Source organism: Nocardia bovistercoris (assembly GCF_015674855.1).
GTDB classification, from domain to species: Bacteria; Actinomycetota; Actinomycetes; order Mycobacteriales; family Mycobacteriaceae; genus Nocardia; species Nocardia bovistercoris.
The window spans coordinates 149970-167440 of record NZ_JADMLG010000006.1 but is presented as its reverse complement, the minus strand read 5'-3'; the positions used below and the strand labels follow the sequence as shown (position 1 = coordinate 167440).

Genomic DNA, 17471 nt, shown 5'->3' with positions numbered 1-17471 from the left:
GACCGACCAAAACCTAGTGAACACACAGTAGGTCAGTTCGCCTGCTGTGACAAGGCTCTCTCCGCGCATACTGATCGACATGACGGACACGCATCTGCCGGACGAATTCGCCCTGCTCCCGGAGAACGCGGACGACGCCGGATTGGACTGGCACGGGCCGCCGCCGGTGCGCCGAGTCGCCGTCGACACCGGCGCCGGACTCGCGGTGAGCGGCCTGCGCTGGGGTGACGGCGAACCGGAACTGGTGCTGCTGCACGGCGGCGCGCAGAACGCGCACACCTGGGACACGGTCGCGCTGGCCTTGGACCGCCCGCTGCTCGCGCTCGACCTGCCGGGGCACGGTCATTCGGACTGGTGGCCCGACCATCTCTACACCCCGCCGCGGATGGCCGCCGCCGTCGCTACCGCGATCGACGCGCTCGCCCCGCGCGCGTCCGCGGTCGTCGGCATGTCACTGGGCGGATTCACCGCGCTCAGCCTGGCCACCCTGCGCCCCGACCTGGTGCGCCGCCTGATCCTGGTCGATGTCACCCCCGGCGTCGGCAGCCATCCCGGCAAGACCGCGGCCATCGTCGCCTTCGTCGGCGGACCCGCGGACTTCGCCGGCTTCGACGACATCCTCGAACACACCGTCACGCACAATCCGACGCGCTCGGTCCGGTCGCTGCGGCGCGGCGTGCTGCACAACGCGCGCCCCCGACCCGACGGCCGCTGGGTGTGGCGCTACGACCGGATCCGCCCGACCGCCGACGGTTCCCTCGACCTGACCCCGCACTGGGACGATGTCACCGCCCTGCGCGTCCCGCTGCTGCTGGTGCGCGGCGGGCGCTCACCGGTCGTGGACGACGCCGACAGCGCCGAACTGCTGCGTCGCCTGCCGGGCGCGCGGGTCGAGACGGTCGAGGGCGCGGGCCATTCGGTGCAGGGCGACCGGCCGCTCGAACTCGCCGAGCTGATCCGGGATTTCACCCGTGATCCCGCCCCGAGCGCGCCGCACTGACGAGTCGCCGCGGAACCGACACCGGACCGTGGCACCCGGCCGCATGTTCGGCGGTGTGCGCCGGTGGGAGAATGGTTCGGGTTCGACCTCTGGAATGTCACGGATCGATAGGCTGCGCGGTCCTTGTTGAAGACCGGACGGCTCACCGTGTGCCGCCCGGCTGACGAGAGGGTGCACACATGAAGGTCGTCGTCATCGGCGGTACCGGGCTCATCGGCGCGAAAGTGGTCGCACGACTGCGGGACGAGGGCCACGACGCCCTCGCCGCCTCGCCAGGGACGGGCGTGAACACTCGCACCGGCGCGGGTCTCGAGGAGGCGCTGCGCGGCGCGCGGGTAGTCGTCGACGTCTCCAACTCGCCGTCCTTCGAAGACGCCGCCGTCCTCGACTTCTTCACCGGCGCGACGACCAACCTTCTGACGGCCGAGTCGGCGGCGGGCGTGACCCATCACGTCGCCCTGTCGGTGGTCGGCGCCGAACGCCTGACCGACAGCGGATACATGCGCGCCAAGGTAGCGCAGGAGCAGCTCATCGAGTCCTCGACGATCCCGTACTCGATCGTCCGCGCGACCCAGTTCTTCGAATTCTTCGAGGGCATCGCGCGGTCGGCCACCGGCGGCGATCGAATCCGCCTCACCTCCGCGGCCATTCAACCGATGGCCGCCGCCGACGTCTCCGCCGCCGTCGCCCGGGTCGCCCTCGGCGCCCCATTGAACGGAACACTCGAAATCGGCGGTCCCGAGGTCTTCCGCCTCGCCGACTTCGTCGCCGACGGGCTCCGAGCCAACGGCGACCCGGGCACCGTATCCGCCGACCCCGAAGCACCGTACTTCGGTGCCGTCCTGTCCGGTCCCGAGCTGCTCCCCGACGAAGGCGCCGACCTCTCCCACACCACCTTCGACACCTGGCTCGCCGAACACCTCCGCGCCGACTCCGAACCCTGAGCACCGCAGGCTCTCTCGTGGCATTTCGGAGGTGGACAGCCATTTGCGCGGGACACCGCTTCGTCACCGAATATCCCGACGAAGTTCGAGACCGTCGCCACGGATCGGAAGTCGGCGGGTCGGTCGGGGAGATGTCTCGGTGGTCGATATGCCTGCCTCATGTCACCGACCCGGCGGCCGTCCGGAATCGCGGCGCTTGTCGTAGGCGCCTTTCAGACTCGCGCCCGCCCACTCGGCCGCCCGCCGCGCCTGCTGTCCGCGCTCGGAGGACAGCGCCTGTCGAGCGGTGTCGCGCCCGCGCCGCCCGGCGTCCTGGCCGAGATCGCGCAACTGTGCGACCCGCTCGGATTCCCGGATCTGACCGGTGGTCGCCTGGACGCGTTCGAATCCCGCTCGGGCGCCGCGGATTCCGCGCTCCACCGCCGCGTGGTCGCGGGCGGCATGCCACGATTCGCGCAGCAGTCCCGAGCGCGCCACTGCCGTGCCCGCGAGGCGGTCGACCAGCGAGCGCCTGCTCGCACCGGCCGCGAACAGCGCGTTGGTCGCGAGCACGGCGACCGCGAGCACCCACAGCGCGACCGACAGCGCGAATCGGCCCGCCAGCAGGGCGATGCACGCGAACGAATACAGTCCGACATCGGTCATCGTGCCCGCCAGCGCGCGCCGCGCCGCCCTCGCCCGCCCGAGTCGGCCGTCGTCGCCCGCGACCGCCCGCACCTCGAGGTCGAGCAGGAAGCGGCCGAAAGTCGCTCCTTTCCAGGCGAATCCGACGAATTGATAGAGGAAGGTCGCGACGATCAGCGCCACGAACGCCTGGATGATCAGCATGAGCACCGAATTCACGACGTCCATGCCGAATGTCTTGCCCGCGCCGCCCCAGTCGCCGTTGGACCGGATGACCTCCCACGCGCCGGTTCCGCCGAGTTCGACCCAGCCCGAGAGGTAGTCGGCGATCCGGTAGTGGGTCAGCGACCCGAGTAGCGCGGCGCATCCGAGGACGAGCGCGAAATCCACCGCCCACGCGGCGACCCGCCGTCCCGCCGTCGTTTCCGTGACCGCCGGATTCTCGGCCATCAGCAACCCCATCCCGAATCGAGTGCACCTACCGTGACCAGGACACGGTAGGTGCACGCCGAGTGGGTGCGGTATCGGCCGATCGATCGACGGGACGGGCGCGAGGGCTCAGGTGGAGTAGAGGTAGATGCCGAACAGGGCGGCCCAGAGGACGACCAGCCAGATGTCGAGGGCGATTCGCAATGCGCGTGGGGCGTGGCGGATTTCCATGAAGTTGCCGATGATCAGTCGGCATTTGACGGCGCCCAACACGACGATGCCCGCTATGAGTTCCTTGCCGAGTGCGGTGGCGGCGTCGCCGTGGCCCGGGCTCAGGCGCCAGGCCAGCAGGGTGGTCGCGGTGAGTGCGATCCAGGTGTAGACGACGAGTCGCTTGTCGCGAGCGTCGCGGTCGGTGGCGGTGGTCACGGTTGTCACCTCATCAGGTAGACGATGGCGAAGATGACGACCCACAGCAGGTCGACCATGTGCCAGAACGAGGCGGCCTGTTCCATCAGGCCGATGCGCTGTCGACGGGTGTCGCGCAGGTCGCGCAGTGCGATGCCGAGGATGAGCAGGCCGAGTAGGACGTGGGCGAGGTGCACGCCGGTGAGCACGTAGTAGAAGCCGAAGAATTCGTCGGAGACGGTGAATCCGGCGCTGATCTCGCGGTGCCATTCGTAGGCTTTGAGCGCGGTGAACAGCACGCCGCAGGCGGCCCCGGCCAGGATCAGCCGCCGTGCCCGGCGGATCTCGGACTCGCGGACGGCGATCACCGCGAGTGCGACGAACATCGAACTCGTCAGCAGGACAACGGTGTTGGTGACGCCGATGCCGATGTGCAGGTGTTGCTGCGCGGCGGAGAACCGCTCGGGTGATCTGGCGCGGAAGACCATGTAGGTGACGAAGTAGCAGCCGAAGAAGAACAGGTCGCCCAGGATCATGACCCACATGTCGGCATCGCCGGGCAGGTGCGGTGTCCTTCGGGTGGGGCGGTCGCGCTCCGAGACGGTCACCGGCTCGCCTCCGTGCGATAGAGGGGCGCGGTCCGGTCGTTCTCGGCCTTGGCGGCGGCGCGCAGGATCGGGAGCAGGCACGCGACCCACAGCCCGAAGATGACCACGGCGATGTAGAAGGTGATCATCCCGTTCCACGCGAACGCCCCCGAGTGGAAATTCCACATCTGGGTGGCCACGACCTCGGTGAGGATCTGCCACACCGACACGTAGGCAAACCACTTCGGGAAGACGCGACGGCGGTCGTAGAGGATCGCGATCGCCAGCACCAGGTACGCGGCGGTGAAGCAGCCGAGAGATCCGTTGTAGGACAACATGCCGAGGTCGTAGAACAGATATTGGATGGACGGGTCGCGGTCGGGCCGTAAGGTCGCGGTGAGCCAACAGACCAGCAGCAGTGTGAATCCCGGTATCGCGCCGACGCCCATGGCCGCGATGTAGGCGTAGGCGAGCAGCGATCCCGAGGACATCCGTTTCATGAAATAGCCGATGATGCCGTTGGATACGGCCGCGCCGCCCGCGAGCACGAGCAGCACCGCGAATCCCGCTTGGATGCCGAAGCGATGGTCCTGGAACCACTGCGCTACCTGCACGTCGGTGACATCGGGGCGCGGCGGCGGCGTGGCCCTGCCGAAGAAGACCACGCCGATCGACAGTAAGGCGTAGAAGCCCGCGAAGGCGAAGTAGGCGATCCAGACGTCGAGTCCCGCACGGCTTTTCGGTGCGGAATCGTCGGACGCGGCGGATTCGGCGGTGGCGACGGCGGTCATGAAACCGCGCCCGCTTCGTCGGCCTGACGCCGCAGCGCCGCGCGGACCTGTACGAACATGACCGCGACGAACAACGCGAAGGCGATATTGCGCAGCCAGAACGACACGAATCCGTCCCAGGCCAGCGGACCGTCCCGGAACACCGCCGCCCCCGCCGACGGCGCCATGGCCAGCGCCGTCAGGATCGAGTAGGGCGCCACCCAGCGCGGGAACACCGGCCGCTCGGGATCGTCGAAGAGCACCGCGAGCGCGAGCAGGACGAATTGCGCGACCAGCATGCCGATGGGCGCGATGAAGGTGATCCACGCGAGATCGTTGAGGGCGCGCAGGATTTCGGGGTCGCGGTCGGTACGGAAGGCCGCGACGCCGAAGAAGATGTTCGACAGCGCGAACAGCGTGACCCCGGCGACCACGGAGGTGAGGTAGGAGAACGCGAAGATGTGGCTCTGGCCGCGCATGCGCATCATCTGCCCCACGATCAACACGAAGAACGGCACGATCAGCACGCCGCACAGGTTGAATCCGACCATGCTGAAGCGGATCATCGCGGTGTTCTCCCCGTAGAACCGCGCGACCTCCGCGGCGGTCGCGTTCGGCGACATCGGCGGGAAGAAGCCGGGGAAGGCGACGAACAGCGCGAGCAGCGCGGCGGCGACCACCGGGGTCGACCACAGGATCGTTTGCTGCGCACGCAGATTCGTGTCGTCGGTGCGCTCGGCTTGTTCGGTGTCGACTTGCATGCCTCATCCCACTTCCCTGTCCGACGGCGCTGCCCTGTCCGACGGCGCTGCCCGTCGAACGGCGCTGCCCGTCGAACGGCGCTGCCCGTCGAACGGCGCTGCCCGTCGAACGGCGCTGTTCCAGGTACGAAGCATCGCAGACGTGATTGACTTGAGTCAATCACGTCTGGCCGGCAGTGGAATGGGTTGTTAGCGGAATTCGCTATGCCAGTCGGTGACAGAGGTCAGTGGGTGTGGCTGCGACGAACGCCTGCGCCCTACGCTGACCTCAGTCGAATCGGCATGCGCTTCATGCCGTGGATGATGTTGCTGTTCACATACTCCGGACGGCCGACGTCGACCGCGGGCAGCCGGGTCGACAGCTGATGGAACATGTGCCGCAACTCCATCCGCGCCAGCTGCGCCCCCAGGCAGAAGTGCGTGCCGCCGCCGCCGAAGGCGACGTGCTCGGTGGGCCCTCGGGTGATGTCGAATTCGTGTGGCCGTTCGAACGCGGCGTCGTCGCGATTGCCCGAACAGTAGAACAGCACGAGCTTCTCGCCCGCCTTGATGGGCGTGCCCGCCACCTCGGTGTCGGCGGTGGCGTGGCGCGCGAAGGTCATGACGGGGGTGGCCCAGCGGACGAACTCGTCGATCGCGGCGCCGATGCGCCCGTCGAAGTCCTCGGCCAGCCACGCTGCCTGTTCCGGATGCTCGGCCAGCGCTTTGAACACGTGGGAGATGGTCTGCTTGGTGGTGTCGTTGCCCGCGGCGGCGAGCAGCACCATGAACGCGCCGATGTCGGCGTCGGTGAGTCCGTGCCCGTCCACCTCGGCGTTCACCATATTGGTCATGAGGTCGTCGGCGGGCTCCTCGCGGCGGCGGCGGGCGAGATCGATGCCCGCGTTCTGCAGGACGCCGAGCTGGGTCATCAGGTGGGTCGCCTGCTCCTCGATGCTCGCGTACTCCCCGTCGCTGGTGCCGAACACGGCTTCGGCGGCGTCGGCGACGGCCTCGTAATCGGCGGGATCGAGTCCGATCATCCGCGAGATCGTGCGCATCGGAAGCTTCTTCGACACGCTCGCCGCGAAATCGGCCTCGCCGTTCGCCTCGAGTTCGGCGATCACCTCGTCGACCACCTGCGCCGCCGTGTCGCGGATCTGGGATTCGATGAGCCGGATCTGGCGCGGCGTGAACGCCATGCTGATGAGTTTGCGGTAGCGGGTGTGCTCGGGCGGGTCCATGGTGAGGAAGAAGGTCGTCACCCGCTGGAATTCTGCGGCCAGCGGAGCCATGCTGATGCCTTGGCTCGAACAGAACAGCTCGCTGTTGCGGCTGATATGGCGGATGTCCGCGTGCCGCGTGACGGCCCAGTATCCGGCTTCCTCGTGCGGGAACATCGAGGGCGCCGGGTCGTGCCAGGTCAGTCCCGGTTCGGCCCGCAGTTGCGCGAAACTGTGCTCCCGTGTCAGGAAATCCTGCCCCCAGAATTCCTGCGACGAGATGTCGAGTCGGTGATACGGGCGAGCGGATGTGGGCGGGTGGCTGATGGTCATGGACCTACTCCGGGATGGGTGACGCGGACGGGTGCGCGAGCGCCGCAGCGTCGTGCACTCGGGCGGCGCGACTGCTCGAAGATGTAACAGTAAGACATACTGTAGATCACTCTCCGATTCGGCGCGCCGGAATCGCGGCGAGCGCGTCGGCGTGCGGCGACCGACCGGGATCAGGTGGCCGCCGCGGCCGTGCTCACCTTTCTCGCCCGATCGAAGAATCCGTGTCGGAACGTTTTTCGAGCATGTCGACGAAGGCGGCGGCGATCCGCGCGACATCGCGGTCGTCGTCGCGCGTCAAACGGCGCAGCACGTCGATGGCCTCGGGGCCCGGCATCTCGAGCAGGGCCTGAGTGAGCCGAATCCGTGCCGCTGCGACGGCGGTGGGCGAGGTCAGCTCATCGACCAGCGCGCTCATGATCATCTCGGCGCGGTCCCGATCCGAGGCCAGCGCGCCGAGCACTTCGGCGGCCTCGATGTCGTTGGCGCCCTCGACCACCATGGCGAGCAGCATCGGAACGGCCGCGCCGACACCGCGAGCGCCCGTCGCAAGTGCGGCCGGACCGCGCACGGTCGGATCGGGATCGTCGAGCGCGGCGGTGAGCAGGTCGGTCGCCTCCTGCTCGGGGATCTCGGCGAGCGCCGTCACCGCGCGCCTGCGGGTCTGGACATCGGCGGCACGCAATCCGGGAGCCAGCCCGGCGACGCCATCGCCGCCCGCCCGCGCGAGCGCCCAGCGCAACGCCCCCGCGACGAAGGGATCGGATTCGGCGAGCACCGCGCCCGCCAGCAGGTCGGTGCGGACCGGCATGTCCTCGGCGGGCGACAGCGCGGCCTGCTGGCGCCGCGCCGCGTGCGGCGAACCGAGTCCGTGCAGGAGTTCGACGATGCGCAGGACGCCGGACCAGTCCGACGGCGCCGAGGCGTCGACGGTGCGCAGTCGCTCGAGCAGTTCGCGCTCCCGCTCGATCCGCTCCTCGGTCCGCCGGATCAGGTCGCCGACCAGGGCGGACGGCGCGAATCCCGGATCCTCGAGCGCGCGGGCGATCTGGCGCAGCGACAGGCCGAGGGACCGCAGGCTCTCCACGTGGAAGATCCGGCGGATGTCACCCGCGGCGTATTCGCGGTAGCCGCCGACGGTGCGGCCGGTCGGGCTGACCAGACCGAGGGTGTCGTAGTGGCGCAGCATCCGGGTGCTCACCCCGGATCGCCGCGCCACCTCGCCGATCAGCACGCGCTCGACTCCGTTCGCTGCGGCCCGAGCGCGTCGATCCGCTTCGCCTCGAGCACCGCGCCGTCGAAATCGGCGTCGGGGTCGTGCAGCAGGCGCCGGGTCGCCGCGGCGTGCGCGCGGATGGCCGGGTCGCGGCTGTCGAGTCCGGTCCGCAGCGCCTGCTCGGCCACGTCGGCGAGGGCGAGCATGGCGCGGCTCAGGCTGCGCCGGGTCTCCCGGTCGCCGCGGCCGAGCTGAGCGGCCAGGTCCTCGGCGAGTTCGCGCCGCCGCGTCGCCGGGACCAGCACGACCGCCGCACGCCAGGCGCTGCGCGCGACCTCGTCGTCGGGGTCGTGCAGCAGCGACCGGGTGATGGCGGGCCAGGTGTCGGCGTCCGCGATCTTGGACAGCGTGTGCAGGGCCTGACCGCGGGCCTGCGGGCGTTCGCCGCGGAGTTCGGCCCGCAGTCGCGGCAGCGTCACCTCGGTCGGGAGCCGGGTCAGCGCCCAGGTGAGCATGTCGCGCACGAAGAAGTCCGGTTCGACCGCGCACCGCGCCACCAGTGCGTCGGCGAGGTCGGGATCCGGGTTCGTGCCCGCCGCCAGCGCGGCGCGCAATCGGGTCGACGAGTTCGGTGCGCCGAGCGCGTCGAGCAGTCGGGTGTGCTGTGTGTTCGTGTGTGTCGAGTCCATGACGATCACCTCCTGCACCCAGTGAAGACCTTGTCACCGTGTGAAGGTCAAGCGGCGCGTCACGGCGTGCTCACATCAGGGCGCTCAGGTGCTTGTCCAGCGTTGGGTAGCGCAGCAGGTGCGCGCCGCCGTTGATGTCGAGGATCTCGCCGGTGATCCAGGCGGCCTTGTCCGAGCACAGGAACACCGCCGCCGCGGCGATCTCCTCGGGTTCGCCGGAGCGGCCGAGGGGGGTGTTCGCGATGTAGTCCTCGGCGATGCCGGGGATGGTCTGGATGCCCTCGGTGAGCGGCGTGATCACCAGACCCGGCGCGATGGCGTTCACCCTGACCTTGCGCGCGGCGAGTTCGAGGGCGGTCACCTGGGTGAGCATCGACAGTCCGGCCTTGGCCGAGCAGTACGCCGACAGCCACGCACCGGCCTGTCGGGCGTTGAGCGAGGTGAGCGAGACCAGCGCGCCGCCGTCGACGACCCGGCGTCCGGCGTGTTTGAGCACGATGAACGCGCCGACCAGGTTGATGTCGATGACCTGGCGCCACTGCGCGACATCGTGGTCGACCACCGGCGAGACCGTGCTCATGCCGACGGTGTTGACCACCGCGTGCGGGGCGCCGTCCCGCTCGGTGACCTCGGTGAACAGCGCCTCGACCTGGCCTTCGTCGGTGACGTCGACCGACGTGCCGACGCCGCCGAACTCGGCCGCGATCCGCGCGGCGCCTTCGCCGTCGAGATCGGCGACCGTGACCCGATAGCCTTCGGCGGCCAGTGCGCGCGCCGTCGCCGCGCCGATACCGGACGCGCCTCCGATGACCACTGCGACACGTTCGACCATTTCGTCCTACTTTCTACGCGTATCAACGAAAATTGACGCTCGTCAATCCAGGGCGACTGTAGCAAGGAGAGCGCCGTCGGCCCAGTGCCTACGGCGTCGCGGATCAGCGGGGCTCGAGGCTGCGCAGCACCGTGGTGAGGTAGCTGTCGAGCACCTGGCGGCGCAGGTGCTCGGCGGCGGTGGTCGTGCTCAACAGGCCGTAGAGGCCGAGCAGGAAGAAGACCGCGCTGTGGAACGGGTCGACCTCGATCTGCGCTTCGCCGTCGGCGTGCGCGCGTTCGATGATGCCCGCCACCAGAATGATGACCGAGTGCTCGCGCCATTCCTCGGTGAGCGGTCTGGTCGGCGAGAAGTGCACGGCCAGTAGATCTTTGAACAGCAGGGTGCCGAGTCGCTGTTCGAGGGCGGCCACCAGCCGGATGGTCTCGGCCAGCGCGGCGGGCAGGCTGTGCGGAGTGGAAAGGAAGCGGGTCAGCGCGCGGGCGATCCTGACCTCCTCCTGGTCCTCGACCTCGAGCAGGACGTGCTCCTTGGTCGGGAAATGGAAGTAGAAGGTGCCGCGCGCCACGCCCGCGGCCTTCACGATCGCGCCGATGTCGGCGTCGGCCATGCCGGTCCGCCTGAATTCGGCGACCGCGGCGTCGAATACGCGTTGGCGAGTCTCCAGGCGTTGGGCCGCACGTCCCCGTGGCTTCTCTCGGATCTCACTCACGGCTCGAATTATATTTGACGCCCGTCAACTAAGGTGGTGTCGCCTTCGACGGTTGACTCTGTCCCGCGGACAAGGCGCATCGTTGGCGCATGGACGATCTGTTGACCATCGGCGAATTCTCCGTGAGCTGCGGTCTGTCGCCGAAGATGCTGCGCTCCTACGCCGCGGCCGGGCTGCTGGTCCCGATCGCCGTCGACGCCTGGTCCGGCTACCGCTACTACTCGCCCGCACAGGTGCACCGCGCCCGCGTGGTCGCCGCGCTGCGCCGCGCGGGCATCGGGGTGGAGGAGATCGCCGGATTCCTCGACGCGCCGGACCCGCGACGGTTCGCGGAATGGGATGAGCGGATACGGCAGTCGGCCGTGACACATCGCGAGGCGCTCGCGCTGGCGCGCGAACTGCTGCGAGAACAGGCCGAGGCGCCCGGTTCCTCGGCCACGACGGAAAGGAAAACCCCCATGGCAGAGCATCTTTCGGCGGGCGCCGCCACCGACGCCGGCGGGCGCGCCGACAACGAGGACATCGCGCTGGTCGGCGACGGCCTTTTCGCGGTCGCCGACGGGCTCGGCGGGCTCAGCGAGGGCGCGCTCGCGGCCAGGACCGCCACCGAGACGCTGGCCGCCGCCTTCGCCGCCGATGCCACCCTCGACGGGCTCATCTCGGCGTGCCGCGAAGCCAACCGAATGGTCTGGCAGCGCACCGGGGCGGAGCAGACCGGCACGACGCTCACCGCGTTCGCGATCACCAGCGACCGAGGACCGGTATTCGTGCACGCGGGCGACTCCCGCCTCTACCGGATGCGCGACGGACTGGTGGTGCGGCTCACGCGTGACCACACGGTCACCGCGGAGCTGGTGGAGACCGGCGCGCTGCGCGCGGACCTCGCCGCGACGCATCCGCACCGCCGGGTGCTGACCCGCGCCTTCGGCGTCGGCCCTTCGGTCGAGGTCGACTACGCGGGCGTGCTGTGCCGCCCCGGCGACAGAATGCTGCTCTGCACCGACGGCGCCTTCGAACCGCTCTCGGCCGCCGACCTCACCGCGACCCTGCGCTCCGAATCGACGCCGCGCGCGGCGGCCGAGGCGCTGGTGCGGCACGCGGTGCGCGCCGGGACCGAGGACAACGCGACCGCTCTGGTGGTCGACATCGCCTGAAGCGGGCCCGGTGATCGTCAGGGTTTGCGGCCGACGGCGCCGTAGAGGGAGACCCGCTTGTCGTAGCTGCGCGGGTGCTCGACGCCCTGCCTGCGCCAGCGGTGGATCACTTCGACGCCGGGCTCGACGAGTTCGAGTCCGATGAAGAACCGCTCGACCTCGGCGCGGGTGCGCGGCTGCACGGGGATGCCGCGGTCGCGGTAGACCTGCAGCAGCCGCGCCATACCCTCCGGGTCGGTGTCGCCCTCGTCGAATTCCGTGGTGACATGCGACATCGCCAGGTAGGACCCCGGCGCCAGCGGCGCCATGAGGGTGTCGACGATCTCGTAGACGTCACCGGGGACGAAGTGCAGCAGTGCCATCAACGACACGGCCACCGGTTGCGAGAGGTCAAGGGTCGCGGCCAGTTCCGGTGCGGCGAGGATGTCCTCGGGATTGGCGGCATCGGCCTGGATGTAGGTGGTGCGGCCTTCGGGCGTGCTGGTCAGCAGCGCGCGGGCGTGCGCGAGCACGATCGGGTCGTTGTCGACGTACACGACCCTGGAATCGGGCGCGTGCTGCTGGGCGACCTGGTGCAGATTCGGCGCGGTGGGGATTCCGGTTCCGATGTCGAGGTATTGGCGGACGCCCTGTTCGCTGAGGAATTTCGTGGCGTGCCGCATGAATTCGCGGTTGGTGCGCGCGGTGAGGCGCACCGAGGGAAAATTCTGTAGCGCTTGTTCGGCGGCCAGCCGATCGGCCTCGTAGTAGTCCTTTCCGTCGAGGAAGTAGTCGTACATCCTGGCCGGATGCGCGACGTCGGAACGCAGGTCGATGGGGCCGTCGGACACGGCGCGGTCTCCTTCTCGATGGGCGTTGCGGTCTTTCGTCGGAGATATACCGTATCTCGGCGTGTCGCCCAACTGGACCGTACTAGCCGGTATCCTTTGCGGCGAATCGGCCTGTGTCGCAGCGCGATGGCGCGTCCGCGAGATCAGGACCGCTCGGTCTTGCTGGATCCGACCGCCCTGACCACGAATTCGACGATCGCGCGCTGTTGACCCGGTTCCGAGATCGCCGCCTGGCCGATGAAATTGGCTCGGGTCAGCAGGATTCCGATGAACGCCTCGCCTGCGAGCACCGGATCGAGTTCGCCGTCGATCTCGCCGCGCCCCGCCGCGGACCGGAACACGTCCTCCACCACCGCCATGCATCGATCGATGGAGTCGCGGCGGAACGCGGCGTAGATCGCCGGGTACTCCTGCGCCTCCTGCACGCACCGCTGCAGGATGTCGATCCGGGGGCTGGTGAACACGGCCGCGACCGCGGGGACGATGGCCAGCAGGTCCGAGCGCAGTTCGCCGGTCGCGGGGACGGTGAGGCCCGCGGTGAGACTGCCGAGGGCGTCGAGGACCAGGCGGTCGCGATCGGGCCAGCGCGCGTAGATACCGCGCTTGTCGACGCCCGCGCGGGTGGCGACGCTGTTGGTGGCGAAGCCCGCGATGCCGCGTTCGGCCAGTTCCTCGACGGCGGCCTGGAGTACGCGCGCGTCGATCGACGGGTCGCGGCGGCGTCCCCGCAGATGTGTCGCTGAACCCATTGCCAACCTCACGTAATTAATGCACCATGATGGTGCATTAATTATACCGCCGGCTGCCTGGTAGTCGTGCCACCCGCGGAAACATCACCGGCGATCGAATCATCCAGGAGGACACACATGCTGCAAGTGGGCGATCCCGCACCCGACTTCGAACTACTCGACCAGCACGGCGAACCCGTGAGCCTCAGCGCGCTGCTGACCAAGGGCCCCGTCGTGCTGTTCTTCTACCCGGCGGCGCTGAGCCCCGGATGCACCAGGGAGGCATGCCACTTCCGCGACATCGTGGCCGAGTTCGCCGCGCGCGGCGCGACCATCCTCGGCCTCAGCGCCGACGACGTCGCCAAGCAGAAGAAGTTCGACGACACCCACCGCCTCGGCTACCCGCTGCTCGCCGACACCGACAGCGGCGTCGCCCGCTCCTTCGGTCTCAAGCGCCGCCTGCCCGGCCTGCCCGCCAAGCGCGCCACCTTCGTCATCGGCACCGACCAGCGCATTCTCGCCGCGGTGCACAGCGAACTCAATATGAACATCCACGCGGACCAGGCACTCGAGGCGCTGCCAACTCCGGCCTGACGCGGTCGAGCGGCGGAGCTCGATTCGGCGAGCTCCGCGGCCTTCGCGACGTGCGATGGGAGTCGCGGATCAGATGACCGCCGAGTCGCGAGCATGCCCATCGCGTATCGAACCGCGTCGGGTATCGACTCCGACGCGGATCGGCCTCGACGCGAATCAGCGCAGCGCGCGGATTAATTCGCGCAGATCCGCGACCAGTAGGTCGGGCGCCTCCATCGCCGCGAAATGCCCGCCGCGATCGAATTTCGACCAGCGCACCACGGTGTTCTGCTTCAGCGCGATGCCGCGAACGGTGTTGCCGCCGGGGAAGATCGCGACCCCGGTCGGCACGCCGGAGTCGGGCAGCGGCGCGCCCCACTGCTCGGACTCCTTGTACAGGCGCATGGAGGAACCCGCGGTGGCGGTGAACCACAGCACGGAAATATTGGCGAGCAGCATGTCGCGGTCGATCGCCGCGCACGGTGTGGCCGCGGCGGGGTCGACGTAGGTGTTCACCACGTCGAGCACCCAGGCCAGCATGCCCGCGGGCGAATCGGTGACGGCGGGGGCGAGGGTTTGCGGGCGGGTCGAGTGCATGCCCGCGTACCCCGAGGTCTCGTTGCTGCTCCAGTCCCGCAACGCCGCCAGTTGCTCCTGATCGGCGACGCTGTACCCGGATCCGTCGTCGTCCCACGCGGGGATGGTGATCGGATCGTTGAGGTGGATGCCGACCACGTGGGCGGTATCGATGCGCCCCAATCGCGGTGCGATGAACGAGCCCGCGTCGCCGCCTTGCGCCCCGTACCGCTCGTACCCCAGTTCCGCCATGAGCGTGGCCACGAGTTCCGCGCTCCGCTCGGTCGCCGCCGCGCCGGGCGTCCGCGTCGGACCGGAGAAGCCGAAGCCGGGCAGCGTCGGAATCACCAGGTGGAAGGCATCTTCGGCGGCGCCGCCGTGGGCGAGCGGATCGGTGAGCGCGTCGATCACGGAGGTGAAATCCGCGAAGGGCCAGCCGTGCACGAGGACCAGCGGCAACGCGTCGGAGTGCGCCGAACGCACGTGCAGGAAATGCAGGCGCTGCCCGTCGATCTCGGTGACGAACTGCGGGCGTCGATTCCACGCCGCCTCGCGCGCCCGCCAGTCGAAGCCGCGACGCCAGTACTCGGCCAACTCCCGCACGTATCCGGTGGGGATGCCGTAGGTCCAGCCGACTTCCGGCAGCTCCTCGGGCCAGCGGGTGGCGGCAAGTCGCCGGTGCAGGTCCTCGAGGTCGGCGTCGGGGATGTCGATGCGGAACGGGGCGAAAGTGGTCATGGGGTCACGGTAGGAGCGGTTCAGGACAGGTTCTGTCCTGAACCGGCGCCGTCTGGGAACTCGTCTCAGCGGTCGGGGCGGTAACGCAGCAGGGTGACGTCGTGGTCGGGGTAGTCGTGGAAGACCGGGCGCACCCGCATGCCGATCGCGAGTTCCTCCGGTTCGGCCTCGACTATCTCGGTGGAGAATCGGGGTCCTTCGTCCCATTCGACGATGGCGAGCAGTTGCGGGACCGCGTCGGCGAAGTGCGGGCCGACGGGGCGGCGGGCGACGGTGAAGGAGTAGAGGGCGCCGCGCCCGGAGATCTCGCGCCATTCCAGATCGTCGGCGAGGGTGCGTGGCGCGCGGATGCGCGGGTAGAAGACCCACGCGTCGGTGGACGGCGAGTACTGGATGCGAATCCGGTGTTCGGCCAACGCATCCCAGAACGGCGCGCTGGTTGGGGTCTTGACCGGCATCGGCCGTTCGAAGGCGGTCACGGTCAGTCTCCTTCGAGGACGAGAGCGGTTTGTTCGGAGAGGATGCCGCCGTTGCCGGAGACGAAGGCGCGGTGGCAGTCCGGCACCTGCGCGGCGCCCGCCCGGCCCATGATCTGGCGTGCGGCGTCGCAGACGTGGTGCATGCCGCCCGCGAGTCCGGCTTGGCCGAAACCGAGTTGGCCGCCCGCGGTGTTGAGCGGGAAGTCGCCGCGGAAGGTCAGGTCGTGGTCGGCGACGAACGCCATGCCTTTGCCCTTCTCGCAGAATCCGGCGTCCTCGAGGCTGAGCAGGACGGTGATGGTGTAGCAGTCGTAGATCGAGACCATGTCCATGTCGGCGCGGGTCAGCCCGGTCATGCCGAAGGCGGTGTCGGCGGCCTTGCGGATCGGCGTCGACAGCAGGTCGGCGGCGTAGGTCGGCGTCTTGAACGGCACGTGTTCGCCGAATCCCTTGATCCACACCGGGCGATTGCGCCCGCGTCGGGCCAGGTCGGCGTTCGTGACCACGACGGCGGCGCCGCCGACGCACGGCATGACGATCTCCAGCATGTGCAGCGGGTCGGCGATCACGGGACTGGCGAGGACGTCCTCGACGCTGAGCGGCGTGTCCTTCCAGATGGCGCCCTCGGTGTGGTTGGCGTTGACGCGCTGGTCGACGACGATCTTGGCCATGGCGTGTTCGTCGTAGCCGTACACGGCGGCGTAGCGCTGCGCTACCTGACCGTAGGGGCCGTTCTGGCCGATATTGCCGTAGGGGATCTCGAATTCGGCTTGCGGAGAACCGTATCGATTACTGGACGCGCCGAAGAACATCGCGTCGGTCAGCGGCGCGGGCTTCCGCTCCGATCGCGGGGTGTGGTAGCGGGCGGGCACCACGCACAGCACCGCGTCGCAGAGGCCGAGTTCGATCGCGGCGGCCGCGCGCCACACCATGCCCGCCGCGCCCGCGCCGCCGAGATCGACCAATTCCGCGAAATTCGCGTCGATGCCCAGATATTCGGCGACGGTGGACGGGACGAAGATCTCCGATTCGCCGATGTGCGCGGTGACGATGCCGTTCACCGATTCGGGCGACAGTCCGGCGTCGGCCAGCGCCGCCGCCGCGAGTTCGGCCCACTGTTCGAGGGTGAACAGCGAAGGGCCCGCCTTGTTCGCCCGCTCCGGCGCCCATTCCACATAACCGGCGACGGCCGCTTCGCCTCGCAGTCCCATATTCGGCGATTCCTTATCTCGAGAATGGTTGTCGTCAGCTGCCGCGGATGACCTTCTCCACTGCGGCCATAATGCTGGTCGCGTTGGGCCACCCGACGTAGAAATGCAGGTGCAGGACGATCTCGCGCAGTTCCTCGGCGGTGAGGTCGCCCGCGAGCAGCGCGCCGCGGGCCTGGGTCTCGAGCAGGTCGGCGCGGCCGAGCATGGCGGTGGCGCCGATGGTGATCAGCCGCCGTTCGCGCATGCCGAGTCCGGGGCGGCTCCAGATGTCGCCGAACAGGTGCCGCACGGTCTCTTCGGCGGACGGGAACGAGTGTTCTTCCGGCGGCACGAGTTCGTGGTAGCCGGGACCGTAGACCCGGTCCATCATCGCCAGTCCGCGCTCGCGCTGATCGGCCGGCAGTTCGGTCGGCTGATCCGAGGGATTCGATTCGGGCGACGACATTGTCCAACTCCTCGAAGTCGTAGGTGATCTTCTCCGCAGCCTACCTCTCTATGGTCACATGTCTAGACAAATGTCCAAACATCGGATTCGCACTGCGATCACGCGCGAAAGCGAGCATCTACCAGCATGAATCCGGCGGTCGATGACATGTCGCGAGACGGCCGCGCGCATTGACGCCTGGCCGGACATGTGTCTATTTTTGCGGTGACGGTTTCGACGGCGATCCGGAGGCA

20 protein-coding genes are annotated in these 17471 nt (G+C 68.9%); 4 read left to right on the top strand and 16 right to left on the bottom strand.

Translation table 11 applies throughout. From position 1 onward, the window contains the following. Positions 1 to 79 precede the first annotated feature (79 nt). Together IT779_RS16490 and IT779_RS16485 are read left to right on the top strand one after the other, a co-directional pair. Complete coding sequence (locus IT779_RS16490; RefSeq protein ID WP_196150198.1) at positions 80 to 1000, top strand: alpha/beta fold hydrolase; 921 nt, start codon at positions 80 to 82, stop codon at positions 998 to 1000. Positions 1001 to 1179: 179 nt separating this feature from the next. Beyond that, complete coding sequence (locus tag IT779_RS16485; RefSeq protein WP_196150197.1) at positions 1180 to 1944, top strand: SDR family oxidoreductase; 765 nt, start codon at positions 1180 to 1182, stop codon at positions 1942 to 1944. 162 nt (positions 1945 to 2106) lie between these two features. On the opposite strand, the gene IT779_RS16480 is transcribed toward IT779_RS16485, so the two are convergent. The 10 genes from IT779_RS16480 to IT779_RS16435 form a co-directional block, all read right to left on the bottom strand. Continuing rightward, on the bottom strand, positions 2107 to 3018 hold the full coding sequence (locus tag IT779_RS16480; RefSeq protein WP_196150196.1) for an RDD family protein: 912 nt from the start codon (positions 3016 to 3018) through the stop codon (positions 2107 to 2109). 108 nt (positions 3019 to 3126) lie between these two features. Beyond that, the gene (locus tag IT779_RS38535) at positions 3127 to 3426 is read right to left on the bottom strand and encodes a cytochrome C oxidase subunit IV family protein (protein WP_196150195.1); all 300 of its coding nucleotides are present in this window, start codon (positions 3424 to 3426) and stop codon (positions 3127 to 3129) included. Between the two features lie 5 nt (positions 3427 to 3431). Next, positions 3432 to 4013, bottom strand: a complete 582-nt coding sequence (locus IT779_RS16470; RefSeq protein ID WP_332838833.1) for a cytochrome c oxidase subunit 3 — start codon at positions 4011 to 4013, stop codon at positions 3432 to 3434. Beyond that, positions 4010 to 4783, bottom strand: coding sequence for a hypothetical protein (locus IT779_RS16465; RefSeq protein ID WP_196150194.1), 774 nt, complete (start codon positions 4781 to 4783; stop codon positions 4010 to 4012). The genes IT779_RS16470 and IT779_RS16465 overlap by 4 nt, the downstream gene beginning before the upstream one ends. Beyond that, positions 4780 to 5523 carry a hypothetical protein gene (locus IT779_RS16460; protein ID WP_196150193.1) on the bottom strand — a complete coding sequence of 248 codons (744 nt, stop codon included), beginning with the start codon at positions 5521 to 5523 and terminating at the stop codon, positions 4780 to 4782. The genes IT779_RS16465 and IT779_RS16460 overlap by 4 nt, the downstream gene beginning before the upstream one ends. 257 nt (positions 5524 to 5780) lie before the next feature. Then, positions 5781 to 7058 carry a cytochrome P450 gene (locus tag IT779_RS16455; RefSeq protein WP_196150192.1) on the bottom strand — a complete coding sequence of 426 codons (1278 nt, stop codon included), beginning with the start codon at positions 7056 to 7058 and terminating at the stop codon, positions 5781 to 5783. A 193-nt stretch (positions 7059 to 7251) separates the two neighbouring features. Beyond that, the gene (locus IT779_RS16450) at positions 7252 to 8289 is read right to left on the bottom strand and encodes a HEAT repeat domain-containing protein (protein ID WP_196150191.1); all 1038 of its coding nucleotides are present in this window, start codon (positions 8287 to 8289) and stop codon (positions 7252 to 7254) included. Beyond that, on the bottom strand, positions 8283 to 8960 hold the full coding sequence (locus IT779_RS16445) for a HEAT repeat domain-containing protein (RefSeq protein ID WP_196150190.1): 678 nt from the start codon (positions 8958 to 8960) through the stop codon (positions 8283 to 8285). The genes IT779_RS16450 and IT779_RS16445 overlap by 7 nt, the downstream gene beginning before the upstream one ends. 70 nt (positions 8961 to 9030) lie before the next feature. Further along, positions 9031 to 9792 (bottom strand): SDR family NAD(P)-dependent oxidoreductase, encoded by a 762-nt coding sequence (locus IT779_RS16440; RefSeq protein WP_196150189.1) that lies wholly within the window; start codon positions 9790 to 9792, stop codon positions 9031 to 9033. A 103-nt stretch (positions 9793 to 9895) separates the two neighbouring features. Beyond that, on the bottom strand, positions 9896 to 10504 hold the full coding sequence (locus tag IT779_RS16435) for a TetR family transcriptional regulator (protein ID WP_408637763.1): 609 nt from the start codon (positions 10502 to 10504) through the stop codon (positions 9896 to 9898). An 89-nt stretch (positions 10505 to 10593) separates the two neighbouring features. Here IT779_RS16435 and IT779_RS16430 point away from each other — a divergent pair, with 89 nt between their 5' ends. After that, positions 10594 to 11658 carry a MerR family transcriptional regulator gene (locus IT779_RS16430; RefSeq protein ID WP_196150188.1) on the top strand — a complete coding sequence of 355 codons (1065 nt, stop codon included), beginning with the start codon at positions 10594 to 10596 and terminating at the stop codon, positions 11656 to 11658. A gap of 17 nt (positions 11659 to 11675) precedes the next feature. Here the strand turns inward: IT779_RS16430 and IT779_RS16425 are convergent, their stop codons facing one another. Together IT779_RS16425 and IT779_RS16420 are read right to left on the bottom strand one after the other, a co-directional pair. Further along, positions 11676 to 12488: an SAM-dependent methyltransferase gene (locus IT779_RS16425; RefSeq protein WP_332838832.1), complete on the bottom strand. Its 813-nt coding sequence runs from the start codon at positions 12486 to 12488 to the stop codon at positions 11676 to 11678. A gap of 143 nt (positions 12489 to 12631) precedes the next feature. After that, positions 12632 to 13237, bottom strand: a complete 606-nt coding sequence (locus IT779_RS16420) for a TetR/AcrR family transcriptional regulator (protein ID WP_196150187.1) — start codon at positions 13235 to 13237, stop codon at positions 12632 to 12634. A gap of 117 nt (positions 13238 to 13354) precedes the next feature. Here IT779_RS16420 and IT779_RS16415 point away from each other — a divergent pair, with 117 nt between their 5' ends. After that, positions 13355 to 13810, top strand: a complete 456-nt coding sequence (locus IT779_RS16415) for a peroxiredoxin (protein ID WP_269781604.1) — start codon at positions 13355 to 13357, stop codon at positions 13808 to 13810. A 156-nt stretch (positions 13811 to 13966) separates the two neighbouring features. Here IT779_RS16415 and IT779_RS16410 read toward each other — a convergent pair whose 3' ends face one another. From IT779_RS16410 to IT779_RS16395, 4 genes are all read right to left on the bottom strand, one after another. After that, positions 13967 to 15103 (bottom strand): epoxide hydrolase family protein, encoded by a 1137-nt coding sequence (locus tag IT779_RS16410; protein ID WP_196150186.1) that lies wholly within the window; start codon positions 15101 to 15103, stop codon positions 13967 to 13969. 65 nt (positions 15104 to 15168) lie between these two features. Then, the gene (locus IT779_RS16405; RefSeq protein ID WP_196150185.1) at positions 15169 to 15582 is read right to left on the bottom strand and encodes a Zn-ribbon domain-containing OB-fold protein; all 414 of its coding nucleotides are present in this window, start codon (positions 15580 to 15582) and stop codon (positions 15169 to 15171) included. Positions 15583 to 15584: 2 nt separating this feature from the next. Then, entirely contained in the window at positions 15585 to 16793 is a 1209-nt protein-coding gene (locus tag IT779_RS16400; RefSeq protein ID WP_196150184.1) for a thiolase family protein, read from the bottom strand. A gap of 34 nt (positions 16794 to 16827) precedes the next feature. Continuing rightward, entirely contained in the window at positions 16828 to 17238 is a 411-nt protein-coding gene (locus IT779_RS16395; protein ID WP_232541810.1) for a carboxymuconolactone decarboxylase family protein, read from the bottom strand. Positions 17239 to 17471: the final 233 nt, after the last annotated feature.